Below are 22,251 nucleotides of genomic sequence, written 5' to 3' on the forward strand. Positions count from 1 at the left end.
GGCGAGGGGGTCAGAGCTTGCGGAGGCTGAGCTTCTGGACCTTGTGGTCAGGGCCCTTGCGGACGACGAGCGTGGCGCGGCCGCGGGTGGGCGCGACGTTCTCCAGCAGGTTGGGCTTGTTGATCGTGCGCCACATCGTCTGCGCGTACTCCATGGCCTCCTCCTCGGAGACCTGGGTGTACTTGCGGAAGTAGGAGAAAGGATTCTGGAACGCGGTCTCGCGCAGCTTCCGGAACCGGTTGAGGTACCAGCGCTCGATGTCCTCGGGCCGGGCGTCCACGTACACGCTGAAGTCGAAGTAGTCGGCGAGCGCGACGCGCGTGCGGCCGTCCTTGCCGGGCAGGGCCGGCTGCAGGACGTTGAGCCCCTCGACGATCAGGATGTCCGGGCGGCGCACGACGAGCTTCTCGCCGGGGACGATGTCGTAGATCAGGTGCGAGTAGACCGGGGCGCTGACCTCGTCCTTGCCCGCCTTGATGTCCGCGACGAAGCGGGTGAGCGCGCGCCGGTCGTAGGACTCCGGGAAGCCCTTGCGGGAGGTCAGCCCGCGCCGCTGGAGCTCCTTCATGGGGTAGAGGAAGCCGTCGGTGGTGACCAGCTCGACGCGCGGGTGCTCGGGCCAGCGGGCGAGCAGGGCCTGGAGCAGGCGGGCCACGGTGGACTTGCCGACGGCGACGGAGCCGGCGACCCCTATGACGAACGGGGTCCCCTGCTGGGCGCCGTGGCCGTTGCCGGCGTCGCCGAGGAAGGTGTTGAGGGTGCCGCGCAGGTTGCTCGTGGCGCCGACGTAGAGGTTGAGGAGGCGGGAGAGCGGCAGGTAGACGTCCCGGACCTCGTCGAGGTCGATGACGTCGCCGAGACCGCGCAGCCGCTCGACCTCCTCGGCGGTGAGGGGCAGCGGGGTCCGCTCGCGCAGCGCGCTCCACTCGTCGCGGGTGAGGTCGACGTACGGGGAGACCTCGGCCCGGCGGTGGGGTCGCTCGGGGCGTTCGGGGCGCTCCGTCGCGCTGTCCGGTTGCGTGCTTCGTGGCGGCGAAGTGATCACAGGGCCATTGTCGTGGCTCGGGGCCGGTTGTGGGTGGTGGGGTCGGTCACGTGGTGCGGGGCCGGGCGGGTGCGGAGGGTATCGCCCCGGTCACGATTGGCGGCATGCCGCGGAAAAGGCGCGGACCTTGATCGGATCGCCCCGTAGATTTGCCCGGGCGTTGCGGTCTTTTTGCAGGCCGCCGCCCTTTTCATTGGTGTGTTCTCTGGGGGAGATCCTTCGTGCGTAGCACCCTTGTCCGTCGTTCCGTCCTGACCGCTTCCGCGGTCTCCCTGGTCCTGCTGTCCACCGCCTGTGGTTCCGACAAGGCGGACGACAAGGTGGGCGGCGCCACGCCGACCCCCTCCGGCGCGGCGACGTCGGCGGCGCCGGCGGCGAAGGCGAAGACCGACGCCGAGCTGGTCGCGCTGCTGGTGACGCAGGCCGAGCTGCCGACCCACGCGGTCCGGGCGGCCACCCCGGCCGAACTCGCGGCGGCGGCGAGCGCCGGGAGCGACAAGCCCGAGTGCCTGCCGCTGGTCAAGGCGCAGTCCACGGCCCCGGTCGGCACCCCGGTGGGCAGGGCGGGCACCAAGGCGGTCGCCCTGCCGAAGTCCGCGGGCGACGTCCTGGGCGCCACCGTCACGTCCATCGCCCTCGCCTCGTACGAGGGCAAGGGCGCCGACGCGGCCTTCGCCTCCGTCAAGGCCGCGGCCACGGCCTGCGCCGGCGGTTACACCGGCAGCCAGGCCGGCGACTCCCTCAAGATCTCCAAGGTGGTCCCGGGCGCCGCGGTCACCGCGGGCGACGAGGCGCTCGCCTACACCGCCGTGGCGGACGTGGACGGCGAGAAGGCTTCCACGGAGCTCGTGGTCGTGCGCAAGGGCAACATCATCGCCACCTTCTCGGCCGTGAGCCCGAGCGGCTCCGCCGAGCAGCCGAAGGCCGTCGTCGAGATCCAGACCAAGAAGCTCGGCTGACCGTTCGAAACATGCGTCAACCCGCTCCGGCGCATTTCGCCGGGGCGGGTTTTTCGTCTTGTTCAGGTACGGGGCACGGAGCCGACATCCGCGTACGCTGCGCCGTATGTGCGGAATTGTGGGTTACGTGGGAGCGCAGTCGGCGCTCGATGTGGTCATCGCCGGACTGAAGCGGCTGGAGTACCGCGGCTACGACTCGGCGGGCGTCGCCGTGCTCGCCGACGGGGGGCTGGTCGCCGCCAAGAAGGCCGGAAAACTGGTCAATCTGGAGAAGGAGCTGGTCGGGCATCCGCTGCCGGCCGGTTCCACGGGACTCGGGCACACCCGCTGGGCCACCCACGGCGGGCCCACCGACGTCAACGCCCACCCCCACCTCGACAACGCGGGCAAGGTGGCCGTCGTCCACAACGGCATCATCGAGAACTTCGCCGCGCTGCGCGCCGAACTGGCCGAGCGCGGGCACCGGCTGGAGTCCGAGACGGACACCGAGGTCGTCGCGCACCTGCTGGCGGAGCGGTTCGGGGCCTGCGGGGACCTCGCGGAGGCCATGCGGCAGGTGTGCCGACGGCTGGAGGGCGCGTTCACGCTGGTCGCGGTGCACGCCGACGCGCCCGACGTGGTGGTCGGGGCCCGCCGGAACTCCCCCCTGGTGGTGGGCGTCGGGGAGGGGGAGAACTTCCTCGCCTCGGACGTGGCCGCGTTCATCGCCCACACCCGGTCGGCGATCGAGCTGGGCCAGGACCAGGTCGTCGAGCTCCGCCGCGACGGGGTCACGGTGACCGACTTCGCCGGCGCGCCCGCGGCCGTGCGGGCGTACCACGTGGACTGGGACGCCTCCGCGGCCGAGAAGGGGGGGTACGACTACTTCATGCTCAAGGAGATCGCCGAGCAGCCGAAGGCCGTCGCCGACACCCTCCTGGGCAGGATCGACGCGAGCGGCTCGCTGAGCCTGGACGAGGTGCGCATCCCCGTCTCGGTGCTCAGGGAGGTCGACAAGGTCGTGATCGTGGCCTGCGGTACGGCGTACCACGCGGGCATGATCGCGAAGCTGGCCATCGAGCACTGGACCCGCATCCCGTGCGAGACGGAGCTGGCGAGCGAGTTCCGCTACCGCGACCCGATCCTGGACCAGCGGACGCTGGTGGTCGCGATCTCGCAGAGCGGCGAGACCATGGACACCCTGATGGCGCTGCGGCACGCGCGCGAGCAGGGGGCCAAGGTGCTGGCCATCTGCAATACGAACGGGTCGACGATCCCGCGCGAATCGGACGCCGTGCTCTACACGCACGCCGGCCCCGAGGTGGCCGTCGCCTCGACCAAGGCCTTCCTGACGCAGCTGGTGGCCTGCTATCTCGTCGCGCTGTACCTCGGGCAGGTGCGGGGCACCAAGTGGGGCGACGAGATCGAGGCGGTGATCCGCGAGCTGTCCGACATCGCCGGGGCCGTGGACACCGTACTGGAGACCATGGAGCCGGTCCGGGAGCTGGCGCGCTCGCTGGCGGACAAGAACACCGTGCTGTTCCTCGGCCGGCACGTGGGCTACCCGGTGGCGCTGGAGGGCGCGCTCAAGCTCAAGGAGCTGGCGTACATGCACGCCGAGGGCTTCGCGGCGGGCGAGCTCAAGCACGGGCCGATCGCGCTGATCGAGAAGGACCTGCCGGTGGTCGTGGTCGTGCCGTCGCCGCGCGGGCGCTCCGTGCTGCACGACAAGATCGTGTCGAACATCCAGGAGATCCGGGCGCGCGGGGCCCGGACCATCGTCATCGCCGAGGAGGGCGACCAGGCGGTCGTCCCGTACGCCGACCACCTGATCCGGATCCCGGCGACGCCCACGCTGCTCCAGCCCCTGGTGGCGACGGTGCCGCTGCAGGTCTTCGCCTGCGAGCTCGCGACCGCGCGGGGCAACGAGGTGGACCAGCCGCGTAACCTCGCAAAGTCGGTAACGGTGGAGTGAGCGAAGCGGGTTGGCGTTGTGATCATCGGAGTGGGAATCGACGTTGCCGAGATCGAGCGGTTCGGTGAGTCGCTGGCCCGGACGCCGCAACTGGCGCGGCGGCTGTTCGTCGATTCCGAGTTGACGCTGCCGAGCGGCGAGCGGCGCGGGACCGCCTCCCTCGCCGCCCGGTTCGCAGCCAAGGAGGCCCTCGCCAAGGCGCTCGGCGCGCCCGGCGGGATGCTCTGGACCGACGCCGAGGTGTACGTCGAGGAGACCGGGCAGCCGCGGCTGCGGGTGTCCGGGACGGTCGAGGCCAGGGCGGTGGCGCTGGGCGTGAAGTCCTGGCACATCTCCCTGAGCCACGACGCGGGCATCGCCTCGGCCGTGGTGATCGCCGAGGGCTGAGCCCCCTTTTCGGGCAGGCTGGTGCCATGCGTACTGCTTACAGCGTGGAGACCGTACGGGCCGCCGAGCGCGAGCTGATGGCCCGGCTGCCCGAAGGCGCCCTGATGCAGCGCGCGGCGGCCGGGCTGGCCGCCGTCTGCGCCGGACTGCTGGGCCGGGTGTACGGGGCGCGCGTCGTGCTGCTCGTCGGCCCCGGGGACAACGGCGGCGACGCGCTCCACGCGGGCGCCCGGCTGGCCCGGCGCGGCGCGGGGGTGACGGCCGTCCCGATGGATCCGCAGCGGGTGCACGCGGGCGGGCTGCGGGCGCTGCTGGCCGCCGGGGGCCGCGTCGCGCAGGCCGTCCCCGGCCGGGCGGACCTCGTACTGGACGGGCTCGTCGGCATCGGCGGCCGGGGCGGGCTCCGGCCGGCCGCGGCGGCGCTGGTGGAGCGGATCCCGGCCGGAGCCGCCGTGGTGGCGGTGGACCTCCCGAGCGGGGTCGACGCGGACACCGGCGAGGTGGCCGGAGCGGCCGTCCGCGCCGATGTCACGGTGACCTTCGGGGCGTACAAGCCGGGGCTGCTCATCGACCCGGGGGCCTCGCGCACCGGGGCGCTGCGCCTGGTGGACATCGGCCTGTCGCTGCCGGACCCGGACGCCGAGGCCCTGCAGCACGCCGATGTCGCGGCGCTGCTGCCGGCCCCGACGGCGTCGAGCGACAAGTACCGCCGGGGTGTGGTCGGCATCGTCGCCGGGTCGGTGCAGTACCCGGGCGCGGCGGTGCTCGCCGTCGCGGGGGCGCTGCGCGGCGGCGCGGGCGCGGTGCGGTACGTCGGCCCGGCGGCCGACGCCGTGCTGGCGCGCTACCCGGAGACGCTGATCGGGCGGGGCCGGGTGCAGGCGTGGGTGGTCGGTCCGGGGCTGGGCGAGGGCCGGGCGGCGGAGGTCGCCGAGGCCCTGGCCGACCCGGTGCCGGTGCTGGTGGACGCGGACGGGCTGCGCGGGCTGGAGCCGGCGGTGCTGCGGGCCCGGCCGGCCGAGACCCTGCTGACCCCGCACGCGGGAGAGGCGGCGGCGCTGCTCGGGGTGGACCGGGAGGCGGTGGAGTCGGGCCGGCTGTCGTCCGTGCGCTCCCTGGCGGCGCGGTACGGGGCGACGGCCCTGCTGAAGGGCTCGACGACGCTGGTGGCGCGCCCGGGGGGCGGGCCGGTCCGGGTCAACCCGACGGGAACCCCCTGGCTGGCCACGGCCGGCAGCGGCGACGTCCTGTCGGGCCTCGCGGGATCCCTGCTCGCCTCGGGCCTGGCGGCGCAGGACGCCGCGTCGGCGGCGGCGTACGTGCACGGCCTGGCGGGGCGCCTGGCCGCCCGCGGGGCCCCGCTGCTCGCCGGGCGGATCGCGGAGTCGCTCCCGGAGGCCTGGCGCGACATCCGCGAGGAGGCCGACCGCCCTTGATACGTCATCAGGGGTGAAAAACATCCAATATGTCGCCGTGCGAACGGCGGTCGCGCAGGCCACGGCCTCGCTCTGAGAGACTGGGGGCGATGAACGAGACACCGACGCGCGTGTACGCCGAGATCGATCTTGACGCCGTACGGGCGAACGTACGCGCCCTGCGCGCGCGGGCACCCCGGGCCCAGCTGATGGCCGTCGTCAAGGCGGACGGCTACGGCCACGGCGCGATCCAGTGCGCCCGAGCGGCCCAGGACGCCGGTGCCACCTGGCTCGGAACCGCCACCCCCGAGGAGGCGCTCGCCCTGCGCGCCGCCGGGATCGAAGGACCGGTCCTGTGCTGGCTGTGGACCCCGGGCGGGCCCTGGCAGGCAGCCGTCGAGGCCGAGGTGGACATCTCCGTCAGCGGCGTCTGGGCCCTCGACGAGGCGCGCAAGGCCGCGCTCGCCGCCGGCCGCACCGCCCGGGTCCAGCTCAAGGCCGACACCGGCCTCGGCCGCGGCGGCTGCCAGCCCGCCGAGTGGACCGAGCTCGTCGGGGCGGCCGTCGCCGCCCAGGCCGAGGGCACCGTCAAGATCACCGGCGTCTGGTCCCACTTCGCCTGCGCCGACGAGCCGGGCCACCCCTCCATCGCGCTCCAGCTGGCCTCCTTCCGCGAGATGCTGGCGTACGCCGAGAAGGAGGGCCTGGAGCCCGAGGTCCGGCACATCGCCAACTCGCCCGCGACCCTGACCCTGCCCGAGAGCCACTTCGACCTCGTGCGCTGCGGCCTCGCCGTCTACGGCGTCTCCCCGGCCCCCGAGCTCGGCACCGCCGAGGAGCTGGGCCTGCGCCCCGCCATGACCCTCAAGGCCTCCGTGGCGCTGGTCAAGGCCGTGCCCGCCGGCCACGGGGTGAGCTACGGGCACCACTACGTCACCGAGGCCGAGACGAACCTCGCCCTCATCCCCGCCGGGTACGCCGACGGCATCCCCCGGCACGCCTCCGGCAGCGGACCCGTCCTCGTCGGCGGCAAGACCCGCCGTGTCGCGGGCCGCGTCGCCATGGACCAGTTCGTCGTCGACCTGGGCGATGACCTGGTGCGCGCCGGGGACGAGGCCGTCCTCTTCGGCCCCGGCGAGCACGGCGAGCCCACCGCCGAGGACTGGGCTCAAGCGGCACACACGATCGCCTATGAGATCGTCACCCGTATCGGGGTGCGCGTTCCCCGGGTCTACCGGGGCGGCTGAGGGCTGAGTGAGGACGGCGTGAGCGAGAACTGGCGCAAGGCGGGGTGGGCCGGCGCCGCGATCGGCGTGATAGCCGCAGGCGCGGCGGCCGGGGTCGCGGTCGAACGGATCACGGTCGGGCGCGGCATGCGCCGCAAGGCGCGCCTCGCGCTCGACGCCACCGGCGACTACGGCTCCCTGCGCGGGACCCCCGGAGCCTGCTACGCCGAGGACGGCACCGAGCTCTACTACGAGGTCGACGAGCCGCCCGAGGGACCCAAGAAGCGGGGCCGGCTGCGCCGCAAGGACCCGGCCGCGCCGACCGTCGTGTTCTGCCACGGCTACTGCCTCGCCCAGGACTCCTGGCACTTCCAGCGCTCCGCCCTGCGCGGACTGGTCCGGTCCGTGTACTGGGACCAGCGCAGCCACGGCCGCAGTGCGCGCGGCTTCGCCCAGGCCGACGGCGAGCGGGTGACCATCGACCAGCTCGGCCGCGACCTGAAGACCGTCATCGAAGCCGCCGCGCCCGAGGGCCCGCTGGTCCTCGTGGGCCACTCGATGGGCGGCATGACGATCATGGCGCTGGCCGAGCAGTTCCCCGAGCTGATCCGCGACCGGGTGATCGGCGTGGCCCTGGTCGGCACCTCCAGCGGCCACCTCGACCAGGTGACGTACGGGCTGCCCTCGGTCGGCATGGGCGCCGTGCGCCGCATCCTGCCGCCCGTGCTCAAGGCGCTCGGCTCGCAGGTGGAGCTCGTCGAGAAGGGCCGCCGGGCCACCGCCGACCTCTTCGCGGGCATGATCAAGATGTACTCGTTCGGGGCTCCGCGCGAGGTGGACCCGGGCGTCGCGCGCTTCGCCGAGCGGCTCATCGAGGCCACCCCGATCGACGTGGTCGCCGAGTTCTACCCGGCCTTCCAGATCCACGACAAGAGCGACGCCCTCCAGAGGTTCGCCGACATCCCCGTCACCGTCATCGCCGGCGACCGCGACATGGTCACCCCGGCCGCGCACAGCCAGGCCATCAAGGACGCGCTGCCGGCCGCCGAGCTCGTGGTCCTGGAGTCCGCCGGGCACCTGATGATGCTGGAGTACCCCGACACGGTGACCGGGCTGCTGACCGACCTGCTGGCGCGCACGGGTGCGGTGCCCGCAGCGACTAACGTTGGCGGGCATGGAAGAAGTACCGCTGGAAGCGCCACGAGCACCGCACCGTCAGGCACCGCAGCAGGCACCTGAGGCGGCCGACGCGCAGGCGCGCATCACCGTCGACTCGCCCGAGGCCATGCAGGAGCTGGGCCGCACCCTCGCCGGCCTGCTCCGCCCGGGCGACCTCGTCCTGCTGACCGGGGAGCTCGGCGCGGGCAAGACCACGCTGACCCGGGGCCTGGGCGAGGGGCTGGGCGTACGGGGCGCCGTGACCTCGCCGACCTTCGTGATCGCCCGCGTCCACCCCTCGCTGCGCGGCGGGCCGGCGCTGGTCCACGTGGACGCGTACCGCCTCGGCGGCGGCCTCGACGAGATGGAGGACCTGGACCTCGACGTCTCGCTGCCCGACTCCGTGGTCGTCGTGGAGTGGGGCGACGGCAAGGTCGAGGAGCTCTCCGACGACCGGCTGCACGTGGTGATCGCGCGGGCGGTCGGCCACGAGGAGGTCCTGGACGACGTACGGGAGGTTTCGGTGCGCGGGATCGGGGCGCGCTGGGCGGCGCCGGGCGCGCTGGCGGCTCTCTAGAGCCGTGTCCCGCCGGCCCGGAGGTGACGTCCCGGACCCGCGGCGGGGAAAAGGTACCGACAACTCGTCGGCAAGATATTGCGCCGATGGAGTCCGGCGTGGTCACATGGTACAGAGGGCTGGTTAGGTATACCTAAGTACGGGCCGCCCCGAGCCAGGAGGAGCCATGTCCGCAGCAGGAGTGCAGCGCGACCCCCGCCCGTCCGTCGTCTCCATGGGGGCGCTGCTCGCCGCGGGCGCGGCCGCCACCGCCGTCTCGACGCCTCCCGCGCGGGAGGACTCGGACGCGCCGGGCGCCGACCCGGTGGACGTACGCGAACAGGCCGCCCCGGAGTCCGAGGCGGCCTGAGGACCCGCGTGTCCCGTCTGCCGCGGTAGCCCGTACGGGTGAATCCGCGACCTCGGTCCGAGCACGTCGGTCAGGGGACGACGACGACCTTCGAGTTGATCGTCGCGAAGGCCCACATGGCATCGCCGTCGGCCCGGGCCATCCGGATGCCCCCGGTCTTCTTGCTCTGGTCGGGCTCCGGCATCTCGCCGTCGACCCGGGCGCTGAACCCGACCACGACCCCGTCCGCCGTGGCGAACCGTACGACGTGCTCGATCGGCACCCCGTCAGAGCCGGTGACGGCGCCCGAGCGCGAGTTCACCAGGTACGTGCCCGGCTTCGGGTGCGCCGTGCTGGGCTTGACCGGGAACGACTTCGGCTCCTGGCCGTTCTCGCCGACCAGCCACACCCGCTTCTGGCCAACCGAGTACACGACGCGCGAGCCGGTGCCCGACTCGGCCGGCACGGCCGCCGGCTTCGCCGCGTCGGCCGCCTGCGCGGACGGGGCGGGGGAGGGGGCCGCGGGCTGCTGGGCCGAGGCCTTCGGGGGATGCGCGGGCGCGGTCGCGGAGGCCTGGTAACCGAGGAAGCCGACGGCGGCGATCGCCACCACGGTGAGCCCGGCCACGATTCCCGAGCTGCTGCGTGCCACCTTGCTCCACCTCTCCCGTGCTTCCCCTGTGCCGAAATGCGCCCGCCGGGCGCTTGCGCGCGCCCCGGCCCGCGGCTCGGCCGATACCTGGGTCGAAGGTAGCAGCCGGGGTGCCCCGCGACCGGCCGCGAGGGCCCGGCCCCCCGGAGTCGTAGGCTGTTCGCGTGCTCTTGCTCGCTGTAGATACCGCCACGCCCGCCGTCACCGTCGCCCTGCACGACGGCGAGTCCGTCCTCGCCGAGTCGAACCAGGTCGACGCCCGCCGCCACGGGGAGCTCCTGCTGCCCTCCGTCGACAAGGTCCTCGCGGAGGCCGGGCTGAAGCTCGACGCCCTCACCGGCATCGTCGTCGGCGTCGGCCCCGGCCCCTACACCGGGCTGCGCGTCGGACTCGTCACCGCCTCCACCTTCGCCACCGTGCTCGGCATCCCCGTCCACGGCCTGTGCACCCTCGACGGCCTCGCGTACGCCGCGGGCGCCGCCGGGATCGAGGGCCCCTTCACCGTCGCCACCGACGCGCGGCGCAAGGAGGTCTACTGGGCCCGGTACGAGGACCCGCGCACGCGCGTCGGCGATCCCGCGGTCGACCGCCCGGCCGACATCGCCGAGCGGGTCGCCGGAGTGCCCGCGGTGGGCCAGGGCGCGCTGCTGTACCCGGACGTCTTCACGGACGCCCGCGCCCCCGAGCACCAGAGCGCCGCCGCGCTCGCCTCCCTGGCCGTGGAACGGCTCGCGGCGGGGGCCGGGTTCCTGCCTCCGACGCCGCTCTACCTGCGCCGCCCCGACGCGCAGGTGCCCAAGAACTACAAGGTGGTCACCCCGCAGTGACGGCACCGACAGCGGTACTGCGCGAGATGCGCTGGTGGGACATCGAGCCGGTGCTGGAGCTGGAGCGCGAGCTGTTCCCCGAGGACGCCTGGTCCGCGGGGATGTTCTGGTCCGAGCTCGCCCACGCCCGGGGCCCGCACGCCACCCGCCGCTACGTGGTCGCCGAGGTCTTCGCCGACGGCGACCCCGCCACGGGCGGCTCCGGCCGTCTCGTCGGCTACGCCGGGCTGGCCGCCGCCGGCGACCTGGCCGACGTACAGACCATCGCGGCCGCGCGGGACCAGTGGGGGACCGGGCTCGGCGCCCGGCTCCTCACCGACCTGCTGCGCGCCGCCACCGCCTTCGAGTGCGCCGAGGTGCTGCTGGAGGTACGGGTGGACAACACCCGGGCCCAGAAGCTCTACGAGCGCTTCGGCTTCGAGCCGATCGGCTTCCGGCGGGGCTACTACCAGCCCGGCAACGTGGACGCGCTCGTGATGCGCCTGACCGACCCCGCACAAGCGACGACTGAAAGCACTGAGAGCAATGGCTGACGAACCGCTCGTCCTCGGCATCGAGACCTCCTGCGACGAGACCGGCGTCGGCGTGGTCCGCGGTACGACCCTGCTGGCCGACGCGATCGCCTCCAGCGTCGACGAGCACGCCCGCTTCGGCGGCGTCGTGCCGGAGGTCGCCTCCCGGGCGCACCTGGAGGCGATGGTCCCGACCATCGACCGCGCGCTGAAGGAGGCCGGGGTCAGCGCCCGCGACCTCGACGGCATCGCCGTCACGGCGGGCCCCGGCCTCGCGGGGGCCCTGCTGGTGGGCGTCTCGGCGGCCAAGGCGTACGCGTACGCGCTCGGCAAGCCGCTGTACGGGGTGAACCACCTGGCCTCGCACATCTGCGTGGACCAGCTGGAGCACGGGCCGCTGCCGGAGCCGACCATGGCGCTGCTGGTGTCCGGCGGGCACTCCTCGCTGCTGCTGGCCCCGGACATCACCTCCGACGTACGGCCGCTGGGCGCGACCATCGACGACGCGGCGGGCGAAGCTTTCGACAAGATCGCGCGCGTGCTGCAGCTGGGCTTCCCCGGCGGCCCGGTCATCGACCGGCTCGCGCGCGAGGGCGACCCGAAGGCGATCAACTTCCCGCGCGGGCTCACGGGGCCGCGCGACGCCGCGTACGACTTCTCCTTCTCCGGGCTCAAGACGGCGGTCGCCCGCTGGATCGAGGCGAAGCGGAACGCGGGCGAGGAGGTGCCGGTGCGCGATGTGGCGGCGTCCTTCCAGGAGGCCGTGGTGGACGTGCTCACCCGCAAGGCGATCCGCGCCTGCAAGGACGAGGGCGTCGACCACCTGATGATCGGCGGCGGCGTGGCGGCCAATTCCCGGCTGCGCTCGCTGGCGCAGGAGCGCTGCGACGACGCGGGGATCATCCTTCGGGTGCCGCGGCCGAAGCTGTGCACGGACAACGGCGCGATGGTGGCGGCGCTGGGCGCGGAGATGGTCAAGCGGAACCGTCCGGCCTCGGACTGGGACCTGTCGGCCGACTCCTCGCTGCCGGTGACGGACCCGCACGTGCCGGGTACCTCGCAGGCGCACTCCCACGCCCATGCGCACTCCCACGATCACGACCACGTGCACGAGTTGAGCAAGGACAACCTGTACTGATGAGCACCGTCGCGCTGATGTGGGAGGCCCGGGCCGCCGCCGGGCGGGGCAACGAGCTGCTGGAGTGGGCCCGTTCGCAGGTGCTGGAGCGCGAGCCCGTGCGCCGCGAGCTGCTGCGGGCCCCGCAGGAGAGGGTGTTGGTCGTCACCTGGTGGGAGACGGCCGAGGGCGTGGCGGCGCAACTGCCCGAACTCCCGGAACCCGCGGCCGATCTGATCACCCGTCCGGTGCACCGCTGGCGGTTCGAGTCGGTGGAGACCAGCGGGACCTGACACACGAGGCGTGCTCCAGCGGCTCGTGAGCGGGACTCGGGTCCGCTGCCGTTATCGTCATGAGCATGCCTCGCCGTGACCTGCCGCCTCCACCGCCTCCGGCCCACTTGCGCGACTGGCTGGACGAGAACGCCGTACGCGCCGACCGCGCCCGTTTCCTGAAGGACCTCGGCCGGCGCAGCCTGGGCCTGGGGCGGCTGCTGCTGCTCTGGGCCGTCGCCGCCGTCTTCGCGCTCGGCTGGTCCTTCGTCGCGATGGCCCTGATGTCCTTCGAGACGCCGGGCGACCCGCTCTCGTACGTCTTCGGCCTGATCTTCGGCCTGCTCGGCGCGGGGGTGCTGATCCCGGCGGGGTTCTGGTTCGCCCGCGGCGCCCGGCGCGACCGGCTGGTCCACCAGCTGCTGTGCGCCTGGGCCGAATCGGACCGCGACCCCGCCGCGGACGCGCGCGTGCGCGCCCCGGGGCTGAGCCTGACCTGGCTGCTGGCCTCCTTCGCGCTCGGCGCGTTCGGGCTGTACGTGACCTTCGGCTCGGCGGCCGCGGCCCGCCCGGGCGTCACCACGTACGGGGAGGTCACGTACTACATGGGCCTCGGCATGATCCTGTGGATCACCGGCCTGCTGGGCCTCGGCAAGGCCGGCGCGCACTACCGGTGGGCGGTGCGCGCCTTCCGCGGCGGCGCCACGGCGCGCTGAGGGACGCTGCGGCGCGCTGAGCGCGCCGACGGGCGCTACGGCGCGGAGACGGGCGAGCCGATCAGCATCGACGGGGCTCCCGCGACCCGGGTCAGGAAGACGGTCGCGGAGTGCGGCCCCTGCGGCTTGACCTTCCTGCGCAGCTCCTCGGGCTCGATGGCCGACCCGCGCTTCTTGACGGTCAGGATGCCGACCCCGCGCTCGCGCAGCAGGGCCTTCAGCTTCTTGAGGCCGAACGGCAGCACGTCGGTGATCTCGTACGCGGTGGCGTACGGGGTCGCGCGCAGCTCGTCGGCGGTGACGTACGCGATGGTCGGGTCGATGAGCCGGCCGCCCAGCTGCTCGGCGACCTCGGCGACGAGGTGGGCGCGGATCACCGCGCCGTCGGGCTCGTAGAGGTAGCGGCCGACCGGGCCGGCCTCGGGATCGGGCAGCGGATCGGCGGTGTGCAGGGTGCGCGGGCCCGGCAGCAGGGTGGCCCGTACGGTGCCGGGCGCGGTCCCGAACCACAGCACGGCCTCCTTCACGTCCCCCTGGTCCGAGATCCACTCGGCCTCGGCCTCCGCCGGCACGGCCTCGTGCGGGATCCCGGGGGCGATCTTGACGGCGGCGTACTCGGCCGTACGGGCGGCCTCGACGGCCCACGACAGCGGCGGCGAGTAGCTCTCGGGGTCGAAGATCCGGCCGCGGCCCCCGCGCCGGGCCGGGTCGAGGAAGACGGCGTCGTACCCGGAGGTATCGACGTCGGTCACATCCGCCTCGCGGACCTCGATGAGCTCCGCCAGCCCCAGCGCCTCGGCATTGGCGCGGGCGACGGCGACGGTCAGCGGGTCGCGGTCCACGGCCAGGACGCGGATGCCGAGCCGGGCCAGGGCGAGGGCGTCCCCGCCGATGCCGCAGCAGAGGTCGGCCACGCTGCGCACCCCGAGGTCCGCGAGGCGTTCGGCGCGGTACGAGGCCACCGAGGCGCGGGTGGCCATCTCGCCGCCGCCGGGCGTGAAGAACATCCGGAACGCGTCCTCGGCCCCGAACTTCGCCACCGCGCGCTGCCGCAGCCGGGCCTGCCCGAGCGCGGCGGAGACCAGTGCGGCGGGGTGCTCGCGGCGCAGCCGGGTGGCGACGGCGATTTCCCGGGCCGGGTCGTAGTCGCGGATCGAGTCGAGGAGGGCGCGGCCCTCGGGGGTGAGGAGCGCGGCGAAGTCTTCGGGGGTCACGCCCCCATTGTCGGCTCCCTCGCCGGCGGCGGTGCCTGTGGGCCGGTCGGAGGAACGTGGCGGCGCGGTGCGCGGTGTCGTCCGCGTGGCGTGCGCGTCGGGTGCCAGGATGCGCTGCTATGCAGCTAGTCGGACAAACGGAACATAAGACGCTTCATGGTCACCGGTCCGCGGCGGGTCCGCGCGGCCGCGTCGGGGTGGCGCTGGCCGCACTGCTGGTCGCCGCCCTCGGAACGGGATGCGGCTCCGCCGCCGACACCGCGCCCGCCCGCAAGGGCGGCAAGGCCGCGGACGCGCCCGCGGGCGCGGCGGGTGCGGTCGCGAACCCCGCAGAGCAGCAGAAGGCCGCCCGGCAGGCCGTGATCGCCGCGGCGAAGAAGTGGAAGCTGGCCAAGCCGCCGCTGGCCGCACCGGCCGCCCCGACGACGAAGCCGGAGATCACCACCCGAGAGGGCTTCGAGGTCGAGGGCCAGGACGAACTCCCCCCCGTCTTCACCACCGTCCCCACGGAGGACAAGGTCGTCTTCCTGACGATCGACGACGGCGCGGAGAAGGACCCCGAGTTCCTGAAGATGATGCAGGAGCTGAAGATCCCGTACACGGCGTTCCTCAGCGACTACCTCGTCCGCGACAACTACCCCTACTTCAAGCAGATGCAGGCCGCCGGCGTCTCGCTGAACAACCACACGCTCAACCACCGCTACATGCCGGCGCTCTCCTACGAGGAGCAGCACGAGGAGATCTGCGGACAGCAGGACACGATCCAGAAGCAGTTCGGCAAACGGCCGACACTCTTCCGGCCGCCGTACGGCAACTACAACCAGGACACGCTGCGCGCGGCGAAGTCCTGCGGCATCAAGGCGGTCCCGCTGTGGAACGCGGAGGCCTTCGTGAACCGCATGGACTGGCGGGAATGGGACCGGGACCTCCACCCTGGAGACATCATCCTGACTCATTTCCGAGGGCGGGAGGACTGGAAGGGCACCATGCCTGACATGATCCGTCATGTCATGAAGACCGTCACGGACAAGGGGTACGCCGTGGCCCGCCTGGAGGACTACTTGTGAGGTACGCGCGCCGGTTGACAGCCGGAACGCTGGCGGCCGGCGCGCTCGCGCTGTCCCTGACGGGGTGCGGGGGCAGCGTGGACCCGGTCGAAAGACTGGGCACGAAGACACCGGAGGCGACACGGCCGACGACGACCGCGTCGCCCTCCCCGTCCGGCGTACCGGGGGACGAGGCCTACCGGAAATGGGGCCTGAAAGCCCCCCTGGAATTCGCCCCGAAGCCGGCCCAGAAGCCCGTCCTCCCCCCGGCGGCCCCGGGCAAGGCCCAGGTGGTGGACCGAATACCCGTCCCGCCCGCCGACAAGGTCGTCTTCCTGACCTTCGACGACGGCGCGGAGAAGGACCCCGAGTTCCTGAAGATGGCGGCCGACCTCAAGCTGCCGATCAGCATGTTCCTGACGGACAACATCGCCTCCTCGGACTACGGGCACTTCGAGAAGCTCCGCGACAACGGCTCCGGCAGCACGATCAACAACCACACCCTGACGCACCCGAACCTCCGGACCCTGCCCTTCGCGGCGCAGAAGAAGGAGATATGCGGCCAGCAGGAACACCTGGAGAAGCGCTTCGGCGCCAAACCGGTCCGCTTCCGCCCGCCGTACGGCAACTACAACGACGACACCCTGAAGGCCGCCGCCGAATGCGGCATCTCGCAGGTGGTCCTGTGGCGCGTGTCGATGCAGATCAACAACTTCCAGTACGCCGAGGGCTCCGCCCTCAAGCCGGGCGACATCATCCTGGCCCACTTCCGCGGCCCCTCCGAGCTCAAGGGCTCGACGGAGATCCAGATGACCACCCGCATGCTCCAGCGCATCCAGGAGCAGGGCTACCGCATAGGCCGCCTGGAGGACTACCTCTGACGGTCCTCAGCCGACGCGGCGCAGGGTCCAGCGGCGCGAGGGGTGGCTGTCGCAGTCGAACTGGACGAGCGGGTGGTTGTTGTCCGTGGTGGTCCCGCCGGCGACCGTGGCGCACTTGCCGGTCTGGGCGTTGACGAGTTGGTAGAAGCCTTCGGAGATCACGGCGGGCCCGTCGCGTGTGACCGCCTGTCCGGTGGCGGGGACGGGCAGCAGCAGGACTCCCGCTCCCGCGAGGACCGTCGTGGCATTCAGCAGACGTCGTATCCGGGCGTTCTTGCGCATGGCGTACTCCTCGTGCTGACTCCGCAGAGGCGGAGTGTCGTGGAGGAACGTCGAGGTGAGAGAGGAAGGCCCCGCCGGCGGACTGCCCGTCCGGCTCAGGGGCCCCTCCACTGTCGGAGCGGGTGCCCGACCCCGCAACCCGCCGCTGCCGCGCCTACCGCCGATCCCCGCCCGGCAGGGCGTTCTCGGGCTGTTGCGGTACGGCCATTGGAGTGATCGTCGTTTCCGCCGGGCCCCGGGCGTCTGCCTCGCGTTGGCGCTCCGCGCTGTCGCTGATGCGCAGGAGGAGCGCGATCATGATCCAGTTGGCCAGGAGGGACGAGCCGCCCTTCGCCAGGAACGGCAGCGCCTTGCCGGTCAGCGGGATCAGGCCCGTCACGCCGCCCGCCACCACGAAGACCTGGAGCGCCAGCGCCGCCGACAGGCCCACCGCCAGCAGCTTCCCGAACGGGTCCCGGGCGCCCAGCGCCATCCGCAGCCCGCGCTGGACCAGCAGCGCGTACATCAGCAGCACCGCCATGACCCCGGCCAGCCCGAGCTCCTCGCCCACCGTGGTCAGGATGAAGTCGCTGCGCCCCGCGAAGCCGATCAGCTCCGGGTGCCCCATCCCGAGCCCCGTCCCGGACATGCCGCCCGTGCCGAAGCTGAACAGCGCCTGGGCGGACTGGTCCGAGATGACCCCCGGCGGCCGCTCCTTCCAGTAGTACGACAGCGGCTCCAGCCAGGCGGCCACACGCCCCTTCACGTGCGGCTCCGTGGAGCCCACCACGAAGGCTCCGGCCCCCGCCATGAGCAGGCCCGTCACGATCCAGCTCGTGCGCTCGGTGGCCACGTACAGCATCACCACGAAGACACCGAAGAAGATCAGCGACGTGCCCAGGTCCCGCTCGAAGACCAGCACCAGCAGCGACACGATCCACACCGTGATGATCGGCCCGAGCTGGCGCATCGGCGGCAGCCGCATCCCCAGGAACTTCCGGCCCGTCAGGGCCAGCGAATCGCGGTGGATGACCAGATAGCCCGCGAAGAAGATCGAGATCATGATCTTCACGAACTCGCCCGGCTGGAGCGAGAACCCGAACAGGATGATCCAGCGCTTCGCGCCGTAGGTGTCCGCGCCGAAGAACGCCGGCGCGATCAGCAGCACCAGCGCGACCGCCATCGTGATGTAGATGAACCGCTGGAGCAGCCGGTGGTCGCGCAGCAGCGCCACCACCGCCAGGCACGCGGCCACGCCGATGACCGTCCACTGCAGCTGCCCCGGAGCGTTCGCCTCGCCGCCGTACCGCGCGATGTACGACTGGTCCAGCCGGTGCAGCAGCACCAGCCCCAGCCCCGAGAGCAGCATGGCGAGCGGGAAGATCAGCGGATCCGCGTACGCCGCGAACCGGCGCACGCCCAGGTGCCCCACCAGCGCCAGCAGCGTCATGCTGATCGTGAAGCCGGTGAGGTTGGCGGGCAGCTCGCCGTTCATCGCCAGGCCGGCGCTCGCGTGGCCGAAGACGGTGAGGGCGACGACGAAGACGAGGAGCAGCGCCTCGGTACGGCGGCGCGCGCCCGCCGTCGTCAGCGGTCTCAGTCCACGCACGGGATGCCGCCACCGTCGATGGCGGGGGCCGGGCCGTCCGCGCCCGCGCCGGACCCCGTGCCCGGGTCCGTGCTCGCCGAAGGAGGCGCCTGCGGTGCGTCGCTCGGGCTCGGAGCGGACGCGGAGGCGGAAGCCCCCGGTCCGATCTGCTCGGCAATGAGGCGCTTTATCTTCATATCGTCTACGACGTTTATGTCCTCGCCATGGTTCCTTCCGAACCGCTCGACGGGCAGTGTCGTGAACACCACCTTCCCGCCCGACAGGTTCTTGGCCTGCTTCACGAACGACAGCAGATCCCAGCCCTGGTCGGTCACGACGTCCTGTTTCGCGGTGTCGATCAGCTTCATCAGCTTGACCGGATCGGTGAAGGTCCCGGCCGAGTTCAGCTTCTGCGTGGCACCCGCCAGGAAGGCCTGCTGCCGCTTGGTGCGGTCCAGATCGCCCATGTCCAGGCCGTGCCGCTGGCGTACGAAGGCCAGGGACTGCCGGCCGTTCAGGGTCTGGCGGCCCGCCGGGAAATCGGCGCCCGAGTACGTGTCCCGCACAGGCTTCTTCAGGCACACCGGTACGCCGCCCAGAGCGTCCGCCAGGTGGTGGAAACCGGCCAGGTTGAGCTCGGCGAAGTGATCGATCGGGACGCCCAGGAAGTTCCGCACCGTCTCGATCTGCGCCTTGCGGCCCGCCTCCCGCCCCGCGCGCTCCAGCTGCCGCGGGTCCTTGACCCCCTGGGCCGAGAGCCGCTCCTCCTGCTTGGCCTTCGCCAGCCCGTACGCCTTCTTGATCTTGTCCTTGCCGGGGCCCGGCGCGCCCGGCCCGCCCGATATCTCGACGAAGTCGTCGCGCGGGACCGAGAAGGCCTTCGCCCGACTGCCGTCGCCGGGGACGTGGAGCAGGATCAGCGTGTTCGCGTTGTAGCCGCCGATGTCGGAGCTGCCGGCGTGCAGTTCGTCGAGGACCTCCTGCGGCAGTTTCTCGCCGTTCTGGTCGCGGCGGCTGTCCAGGCCCATCAGCAGGATGTTGGTGTCGCCGTACTTCGACTTCTCGGCGCCCTCCAGGGCCTTGGAGCTGCCGATGCTGCCGGCGAGGTCCCGGTACGCGTACCAGGCGCCGGCGGCGGCCATGACGGCCAGCGCGCAGACGGCGACGAGCAGGGTGCGGGCGACCCGGGCCCGGCGGGGCCGGGGGTGGCGGCGGGGCCGGCGGGCGGGTTGGCTGGACTTCCTCCGGTGCGCGCTCATGCCAGTCGATGGTGGGGGAGGGGGCCTGAAGGAGTCCTGAGAGTCCTGAAGGGCCGTTCAGGACCGGTCGGCCGCGGACCGGTCGGACGCCCCCTAGGGCCCGCCGGCCGGCACGCGCAGGACGAGGCGGATTCCCGAGCCGCCGCCACGCGAGGGCAGCGCACGCGCCTCGCCGCCGTGCGCCCGGGCGATCTCGCGGACGATGGCGAGGCCCAGGCCCGTGCCGCCGCCCGCGCGCCCGCGGTCCGGGTCCAGGCGGACGAACCGTTCGAAGACCCGGTCGCGGTCCGCCGCCGGTATGCCGGGCCCGTCGTCCTCGACCTCCAGCACCGCCCAGCCGCCGCCCGCACGGCCGTCGGCCGGCGGCGCCGACTCGGTGGCCGCCCGTACGACGACCCCCGTACGGGCGTGCCGCAGCGCGTTGTCCACCAGGTTGGCCAGCGCCCGCTCCAGCCGCGCCGGATCCCCGGCCGCCGGTACGGGCGCCTGCGCGTCGAGCCGGAGCGGGACCCGGGGGCCGGGGCGCCGGGCCAGGTCCTCCGCGGCCAGCAGCGCCAGGTCCACCGGCTCGGTCCGGGGTACGGGGCCGCCGTCGAGGCGGGCGAGGAGCAGCAGGTCCGCCGCGATGCGCTGGAGCCGCTCGGTATCGGCCAGCGCGGCCGCGACCGACTCCCGGTCGGGGTTGCCCTGGGCCAGCGCCACCTCCAGCCGGGACCGGACCGCGGCCAGCGGATTGCGCAGCTCGTGCGAGGCGTCCGCGGTGAACTGCCGCTGCCGGGCGTCGGACCGCTCCAGCCGGTCGAGCGTGTCGTTGACGGTCCGGGCCAGCCGGGCGATCTCGTCCGCCCCGCCGGGATCCGGAACGCGGCGGTCCAGCTCGCTGGCGGTGACCGCCGCGAGCTCGGTACGGATCGCGGTGACGGGGCGCAGCGCATGGCCCGTCACCCACCAGGCGAGTGCCGCCGCGAAGCCGATCAGCGGCGGTGCGCCGGCCAGCAGGCCGAGGGCGATGGCGCGGGTCGCGTCGTCCACGTCGCCGAGCACGGTGACGGCGTACACCTCGTACCCGCCCGGCGCCTCGACCGCGACCACCGCGCGCCGTTCCGCGCCGGGTCGCGCGGGCGGGAGCACGGCGGAGCGGGAGTCCTCGCCGGACGCGCCCGGCGCTCCGGGCCCCGGCGGGCGCAGGCCGCCCAGGTCGGGGGCGTCCCCGAGGTCCCCGGTGGAGGCGACGGTCCGCCCCTGCGCGTCCCGCACGAGGACCAGGTCCACCCCGCTCTCCGGCGCGGGCAGCCGCCCGCCGGGGGCGGCGTGGCCGTCGAGCTGGGCTGCGGCCTTGCGGGCGGCGAGCTCGGTGCGGCCGGTGGTGTTGTCGAGGAGGTTGGCCCGGAGCAGGGTGTAGAGCCACAGCCCGCCGGCGCCCAGGACGGCGGCCATGGCGAGCGCGGCGGCCAGTGCCGCCCGGCGCCGGAGCGGCCCGGGCCGTGTCTTTCGGATCATGCCGGGCCCGCGGCGCAGCCACCGTCGGGGGCCATGCGGTACCCGGTCCCGTGGACGGTGAGGATCGAGCGGCGGCCGAAGGGGGCGTCGATCTTCTTGCGCAGCGAGGAGACGTACACCTCGACGATGTTCGGGTCGATGGCGTGCGGGGCGTCCCAGACCTCGTCCAGGATGTCCTGCTTGGCGACGGCCCGGCCGGGCTGCTCCATGAGGCAGGCGAGGACGCCGAGTTCGCGGGCGGTGAGCTCGATGTCGTGCGTGCCGCGGCGGCAGCGGCGGCCGGCGGGTTCGAGGACGAGGTCGCCGGCCTGGAGGGTGTGGCGGGGGCCGGCGGCCCCGGCGGGCCCGGCCGCCCGGCGGGCGAGGGCGCGGAGCCGGGCGGCCAGCACCACGAACGAGAACGGCTTGGTGAGGTAGTCGTCGGCGCCGGAGTCGAGGCCCTCGGCCTCGTCGTACTCGCCGTCCTTGGCGGTCAGCATGAGGACGGGGGTCGGGTCGCCGTCGGCCCGCAGGCGGGCGCAGATCTCGTAGCCGCTCAGGCCGGGCAGCATCAGGTCGAGCAGGACGGCGTCGTACGAGCCGGTGCGGGCGAGCTCCAGCCCGCGGTGGCCGTCGTGGGCGATGTCGACCCAGTGGCCGTCGGCGCAGAGGCCGCGCCGCAGGGACTCGGCGAGGCCTTCTTCGTCTTCGACCACGAGAATGCGCACGCCCCCAACTGTCACATACCGCGCACCCGGGGCCTGGGGGCCCGGCCCCCGGGCGGGGCGTCGCGGGGGCGCGGGGACCCCCCGATCCGGACGACCCGGCGGAGCGTGTTGGCACTCCGCTTGACCGAGTGCTAATCGCCGGAATAGTCTCGCACCTGGCACTCGCCACCGGTGAGTGCCAACACAGCGACGGGCAGGTCCGGCACCCGCGACGACGGATCCACCTGGTCGCCACCTCAGACAGTTAGCCCCGTGAGATCTCCGAAGGGGGAGGTCGGATCGTGACGACCACCAGCTCCAAGGTTGCCATCAAGCCGCTCGAGGACCGCATCGTGGTCCAGCCGCTCGACGCCGAGCAGACCACGGCTTCCGGCCTGGTCATCCCGGACACCGCGAAGGAGAAGCCCCAGGAGGGCGTCGTCCTCGCCGTGGGCCCGGGCCGCTTCGAGGACGGCCAGCGTCTCCCGCTGGACGTCAGCGTCGGCGACATCGTGCTGTACAGCAAGTACGGCGGCACCGAAGTGAAGTACAGCGGCGAGGAGTACCTCGTCCTCTCGGCTCGCGACGTGCTCGCGATCATCGAGAAGTAATTCACCGAAGCATTGCTTTGAGCTGCGCCCCTGGTCACCCCGCTGATTGCCGGGCGGCAA

Annotated in this window: 24 protein-coding genes; 16 read left to right on the forward strand and 8 right to left on the reverse strand. The window is 73.1% G+C overall.

What is annotated here, in order from left to right; genetic code table 11:
• Positions 1 to 10: 10 nt before the first annotated feature.
• Positions 11 to 1,045 (reverse strand): type I pantothenate kinase, encoded by a 1,035-nt coding sequence (gene coaA, locus ACFYZS_RS16755; RefSeq protein WP_389012298.1) that lies wholly within the window; start codon positions 1,043 to 1,045, stop codon positions 11 to 13.
• Between the two features lie 221 nt (positions 1,046 to 1,266).
• On the opposite strand from coaA, the gene ACFYZS_RS16760 reads away from it, so the two are divergent.
• The 8 genes from ACFYZS_RS16760 to ACFYZS_RS16795 all read left to right on the forward strand — a co-directional run bounded on the left by ACFYZS_RS16760 (position 1,267) and on the right by ACFYZS_RS16795 (position 9,070).
• Positions 1,267 to 2,004: a hypothetical protein gene (locus tag ACFYZS_RS16760; RefSeq protein WP_389012300.1), complete on the forward strand. Its 738-nt coding sequence runs from the start codon at positions 1,267 to 1,269 to the stop codon at positions 2,002 to 2,004.
• 106 nt (positions 2,005 to 2,110) lie between these two features.
• Positions 2,111 to 3,958 (forward strand): glutamine--fructose-6-phosphate transaminase (isomerizing), encoded by a 1,848-nt coding sequence (glmS, locus tag ACFYZS_RS16765; RefSeq protein WP_389012302.1) that lies wholly within the window; start codon positions 2,111 to 2,113, stop codon positions 3,956 to 3,958.
• A gap of 18 nt (positions 3,959 to 3,976) precedes the next feature.
• Positions 3,977 to 4,345, forward strand: a complete 369-nt coding sequence (locus ACFYZS_RS16770) for a holo-ACP synthase (RefSeq protein ID WP_389012304.1) — start codon at positions 3,977 to 3,979, stop codon at positions 4,343 to 4,345.
• Between the two features lie 26 nt (positions 4,346 to 4,371).
• Positions 4,372 to 5,781, forward strand: a complete 1,410-nt coding sequence (locus tag ACFYZS_RS16775; protein WP_389012306.1) for an NAD(P)H-hydrate dehydratase — start codon at positions 4,372 to 4,374, stop codon at positions 5,779 to 5,781.
• 89 nt (positions 5,782 to 5,870) lie between these two features.
• Positions 5,871 to 7,007: an alanine racemase gene (gene alr / locus ACFYZS_RS16780; RefSeq protein WP_389012309.1), complete on the forward strand. Its 1,137-nt coding sequence runs from the start codon at positions 5,871 to 5,873 to the stop codon at positions 7,005 to 7,007.
• Between the two features lie 18 nt (positions 7,008 to 7,025).
• Complete coding sequence (locus ACFYZS_RS16785) at positions 7,026 to 8,225, forward strand: alpha/beta fold hydrolase (protein WP_389012312.1); 1,200 nt, start codon at positions 7,026 to 7,028, stop codon at positions 8,223 to 8,225.
• The gene (tsaE, locus tag ACFYZS_RS16790; RefSeq protein ID WP_389012315.1) at positions 8,161 to 8,721 is read left to right on the forward strand and encodes a tRNA (adenosine(37)-N6)-threonylcarbamoyltransferase complex ATPase subunit type 1 TsaE; all 561 of its coding nucleotides are present in this window, start codon (positions 8,161 to 8,163) and stop codon (positions 8,719 to 8,721) included. The genes ACFYZS_RS16785 and tsaE overlap by 65 nt, the downstream gene beginning before the upstream one ends.
• Positions 8,722 to 8,887: 166 nt before the next feature.
• Positions 8,888 to 9,070 carry a hypothetical protein gene (locus ACFYZS_RS16795; RefSeq protein ID WP_389012318.1) on the forward strand — a complete coding sequence of 61 codons (183 nt, stop codon included), beginning with the start codon at positions 8,888 to 8,890 and terminating at the stop codon, positions 9,068 to 9,070.
• A 70-nt stretch (positions 9,071 to 9,140) separates the two neighbouring features.
• On the opposite strand, the gene ACFYZS_RS16800 is transcribed toward ACFYZS_RS16795, so the two are convergent.
• Positions 9,141 to 9,701 (reverse strand): hypothetical protein, encoded by a 561-nt coding sequence (locus ACFYZS_RS16800; RefSeq protein WP_389012321.1) that lies wholly within the window; start codon positions 9,699 to 9,701, stop codon positions 9,141 to 9,143.
• Positions 9,702 to 9,865: 164 nt separating this feature from the next.
• Between ACFYZS_RS16800 and tsaB the strand changes: the two genes are divergently transcribed.
• From tsaB to ACFYZS_RS16825, 5 genes are all read left to right on the forward strand, one after another.
• A complete protein-coding gene (gene tsaB / locus ACFYZS_RS16805) occupies positions 9,866 to 10,528 on the forward strand; it encodes a tRNA (adenosine(37)-N6)-threonylcarbamoyltransferase complex dimerization subunit type 1 TsaB (protein WP_389012323.1) in 663 nt (220 codons plus the stop codon).
• Positions 10,525 to 11,061 carry a ribosomal protein S18-alanine N-acetyltransferase gene (rimI, locus tag ACFYZS_RS16810; protein WP_389012326.1) on the forward strand — a complete coding sequence of 179 codons (537 nt, stop codon included), beginning with the start codon at positions 10,525 to 10,527 and terminating at the stop codon, positions 11,059 to 11,061. The genes tsaB and rimI overlap by 4 nt, the downstream gene beginning before the upstream one ends.
• Positions 11,054 to 12,178: a tRNA (adenosine(37)-N6)-threonylcarbamoyltransferase complex transferase subunit TsaD gene (gene tsaD / locus ACFYZS_RS16815; protein ID WP_389012329.1), complete on the forward strand. Its 1,125-nt coding sequence runs from the start codon at positions 11,054 to 11,056 to the stop codon at positions 12,176 to 12,178. Before rimI ends, tsaD begins: the two co-directional genes overlap by 8 nt.
• Entirely contained in the window at positions 12,178 to 12,450 is a 273-nt protein-coding gene (locus tag ACFYZS_RS16820; protein ID WP_389012331.1) for a hypothetical protein, read from the forward strand. The genes tsaD and ACFYZS_RS16820 overlap by 1 nt, the downstream gene beginning before the upstream one ends.
• A 65-nt stretch (positions 12,451 to 12,515) precedes the next feature.
• Entirely contained in the window at positions 12,516 to 13,145 is a 630-nt protein-coding gene (locus ACFYZS_RS16825; RefSeq protein ID WP_389012334.1) for a hypothetical protein, read from the forward strand.
• A gap of 35 nt (positions 13,146 to 13,180) precedes the next feature.
• On the opposite strand, the gene ACFYZS_RS16830 is transcribed toward ACFYZS_RS16825, so the two are convergent.
• Positions 13,181 to 14,359 carry a methyltransferase domain-containing protein gene (locus tag ACFYZS_RS16830; protein ID WP_389012337.1) on the reverse strand — a complete coding sequence of 393 codons (1,179 nt, stop codon included), beginning with the start codon at positions 14,357 to 14,359 and terminating at the stop codon, positions 13,181 to 13,183.
• A gap of 119 nt (positions 14,360 to 14,478) precedes the next feature.
• Here ACFYZS_RS16830 and ACFYZS_RS16835 point away from each other — a divergent pair, with 119 nt between their 5' ends.
• The gene (locus ACFYZS_RS16835) at positions 14,479 to 15,426 is read left to right on the forward strand and encodes a polysaccharide deacetylase family protein (protein ID WP_389012340.1); all 948 of its coding nucleotides are present in this window, start codon (positions 14,479 to 14,481) and stop codon (positions 15,424 to 15,426) included.
• Between the two features lie 14 nt (positions 15,427 to 15,440).
• The gene (locus ACFYZS_RS16840) at positions 15,441 to 16,286 is read left to right on the forward strand and encodes a polysaccharide deacetylase family protein (RefSeq protein ID WP_389012343.1); all 846 of its coding nucleotides are present in this window, start codon (positions 15,441 to 15,443) and stop codon (positions 16,284 to 16,286) included.
• Positions 16,287 to 16,292: 6 nt separating this feature from the next.
• Here ACFYZS_RS16840 and ACFYZS_RS16845 read toward each other — a convergent pair whose 3' ends face one another.
• The 5 genes from ACFYZS_RS16845 to ACFYZS_RS16865 form a co-directional block, all read right to left on the reverse strand.
• Positions 16,293 to 16,568 (reverse strand): RICIN domain-containing protein, encoded by a 276-nt coding sequence (locus ACFYZS_RS16845; protein ID WP_389012346.1) that lies wholly within the window; start codon positions 16,566 to 16,568, stop codon positions 16,293 to 16,295.
• 154 nt (positions 16,569 to 16,722) lie between these two features.
• On the reverse strand, positions 16,723 to 18,156 hold the full coding sequence (locus ACFYZS_RS16850; protein WP_389012349.1) for an FtsW/RodA/SpoVE family cell cycle protein: 1,434 nt from the start codon (positions 18,154 to 18,156) through the stop codon (positions 16,723 to 16,725).
• Positions 18,144 to 19,394 (reverse strand): LCP family protein, encoded by a 1,251-nt coding sequence (locus tag ACFYZS_RS16855; RefSeq protein ID WP_389012352.1) that lies wholly within the window; start codon positions 19,392 to 19,394, stop codon positions 18,144 to 18,146. The genes ACFYZS_RS16850 and ACFYZS_RS16855 overlap by 13 nt, the downstream gene beginning before the upstream one ends.
• Before the next feature lie 93 nt (positions 19,395 to 19,487).
• A complete protein-coding gene (locus ACFYZS_RS16860; RefSeq protein WP_389012355.1) occupies positions 19,488 to 20,894 on the reverse strand; it encodes a sensor histidine kinase in 1,407 nt (468 codons plus the stop codon).
• Positions 20,891 to 21,601 carry a response regulator transcription factor gene (locus tag ACFYZS_RS16865; RefSeq protein ID WP_389012358.1) on the reverse strand — a complete coding sequence of 237 codons (711 nt, stop codon included), beginning with the start codon at positions 21,599 to 21,601 and terminating at the stop codon, positions 20,891 to 20,893. Before ACFYZS_RS16865 ends, ACFYZS_RS16860 begins: the two co-directional genes overlap by 4 nt.
• A 281-nt stretch (positions 21,602 to 21,882) precedes the next feature.
• Between ACFYZS_RS16865 and groES the strand changes: the two genes are divergently transcribed.
• Positions 21,883 to 22,191, forward strand: a complete 309-nt coding sequence (gene groES / locus ACFYZS_RS16870; protein WP_030154760.1) for a co-chaperone GroES — start codon at positions 21,883 to 21,885, stop codon at positions 22,189 to 22,191.
• Positions 22,192 to 22,251: the final 60 nt, after the last annotated feature.

The sequence above is a fragment of the Streptomyces sp. NPDC001903 genome (assembly GCF_042891345.1).
Lineage (GTDB): Bacteria > Actinomycetota > Actinomycetes > Streptomycetales > Streptomycetaceae > Streptomyces.

Coding starts and splice junctions, on each gene's coding strand:
- ACFYZS_RS16835 (WP_389012340.1), top strand. CDS start 14,479: ATGCAGCTAGTCGGACAAACGGAACATAAGACGCTTCATGGTCACCGG.
- ACFYZS_RS16820 (WP_389012331.1), top strand. CDS start 12,178: ATGAGCACCGTCGCGCTGATGTGGGAGGCCCGGGCCGCCGCCGGGCGG.
- ACFYZS_RS16795 (WP_389012318.1), top strand. CDS start 8,888: ATGTCCGCAGCAGGAGTGCAGCGCGACCCCCGCCCGTCCGTCGTCTCC.
- ACFYZS_RS16825 (WP_389012334.1), top strand. CDS start 12,516: ATGCCTCGCCGTGACCTGCCGCCTCCACCGCCTCCGGCCCACTTGCGC.
- tsaE (WP_389012315.1), top strand. CDS start 8,161: ATGGAAGAAGTACCGCTGGAAGCGCCACGAGCACCGCACCGTCAGGCA.
- glmS (WP_389012302.1), top strand. CDS start 2,111: ATGTGCGGAATTGTGGGTTACGTGGGAGCGCAGTCGGCGCTCGATGTG.
- ACFYZS_RS16775 (WP_389012306.1), top strand. CDS start 4,372: ATGCGTACTGCTTACAGCGTGGAGACCGTACGGGCCGCCGAGCGCGAG.
- ACFYZS_RS16860 (WP_389012355.1), bottom strand. CDS start 20,894: ATGATCCGAAAGACACGGCCCGGGCCGCTCCGGCGCCGGGCGGCACTG.
- ACFYZS_RS16845 (WP_389012346.1), bottom strand. CDS start 16,568: ATGCGCAAGAACGCCCGGATACGACGTCTGCTGAATGCCACGACGGTC.
- ACFYZS_RS16855 (WP_389012352.1), bottom strand. CDS start 19,394: ATGAGCGCGCACCGGAGGAAGTCCAGCCAACCCGCCCGCCGGCCCCGC.
- alr (WP_389012309.1), top strand. CDS start 5,871: ATGAACGAGACACCGACGCGCGTGTACGCCGAGATCGATCTTGACGCC.
- tsaD (WP_389012329.1), top strand. CDS start 11,054: ATGGCTGACGAACCGCTCGTCCTCGGCATCGAGACCTCCTGCGACGAG.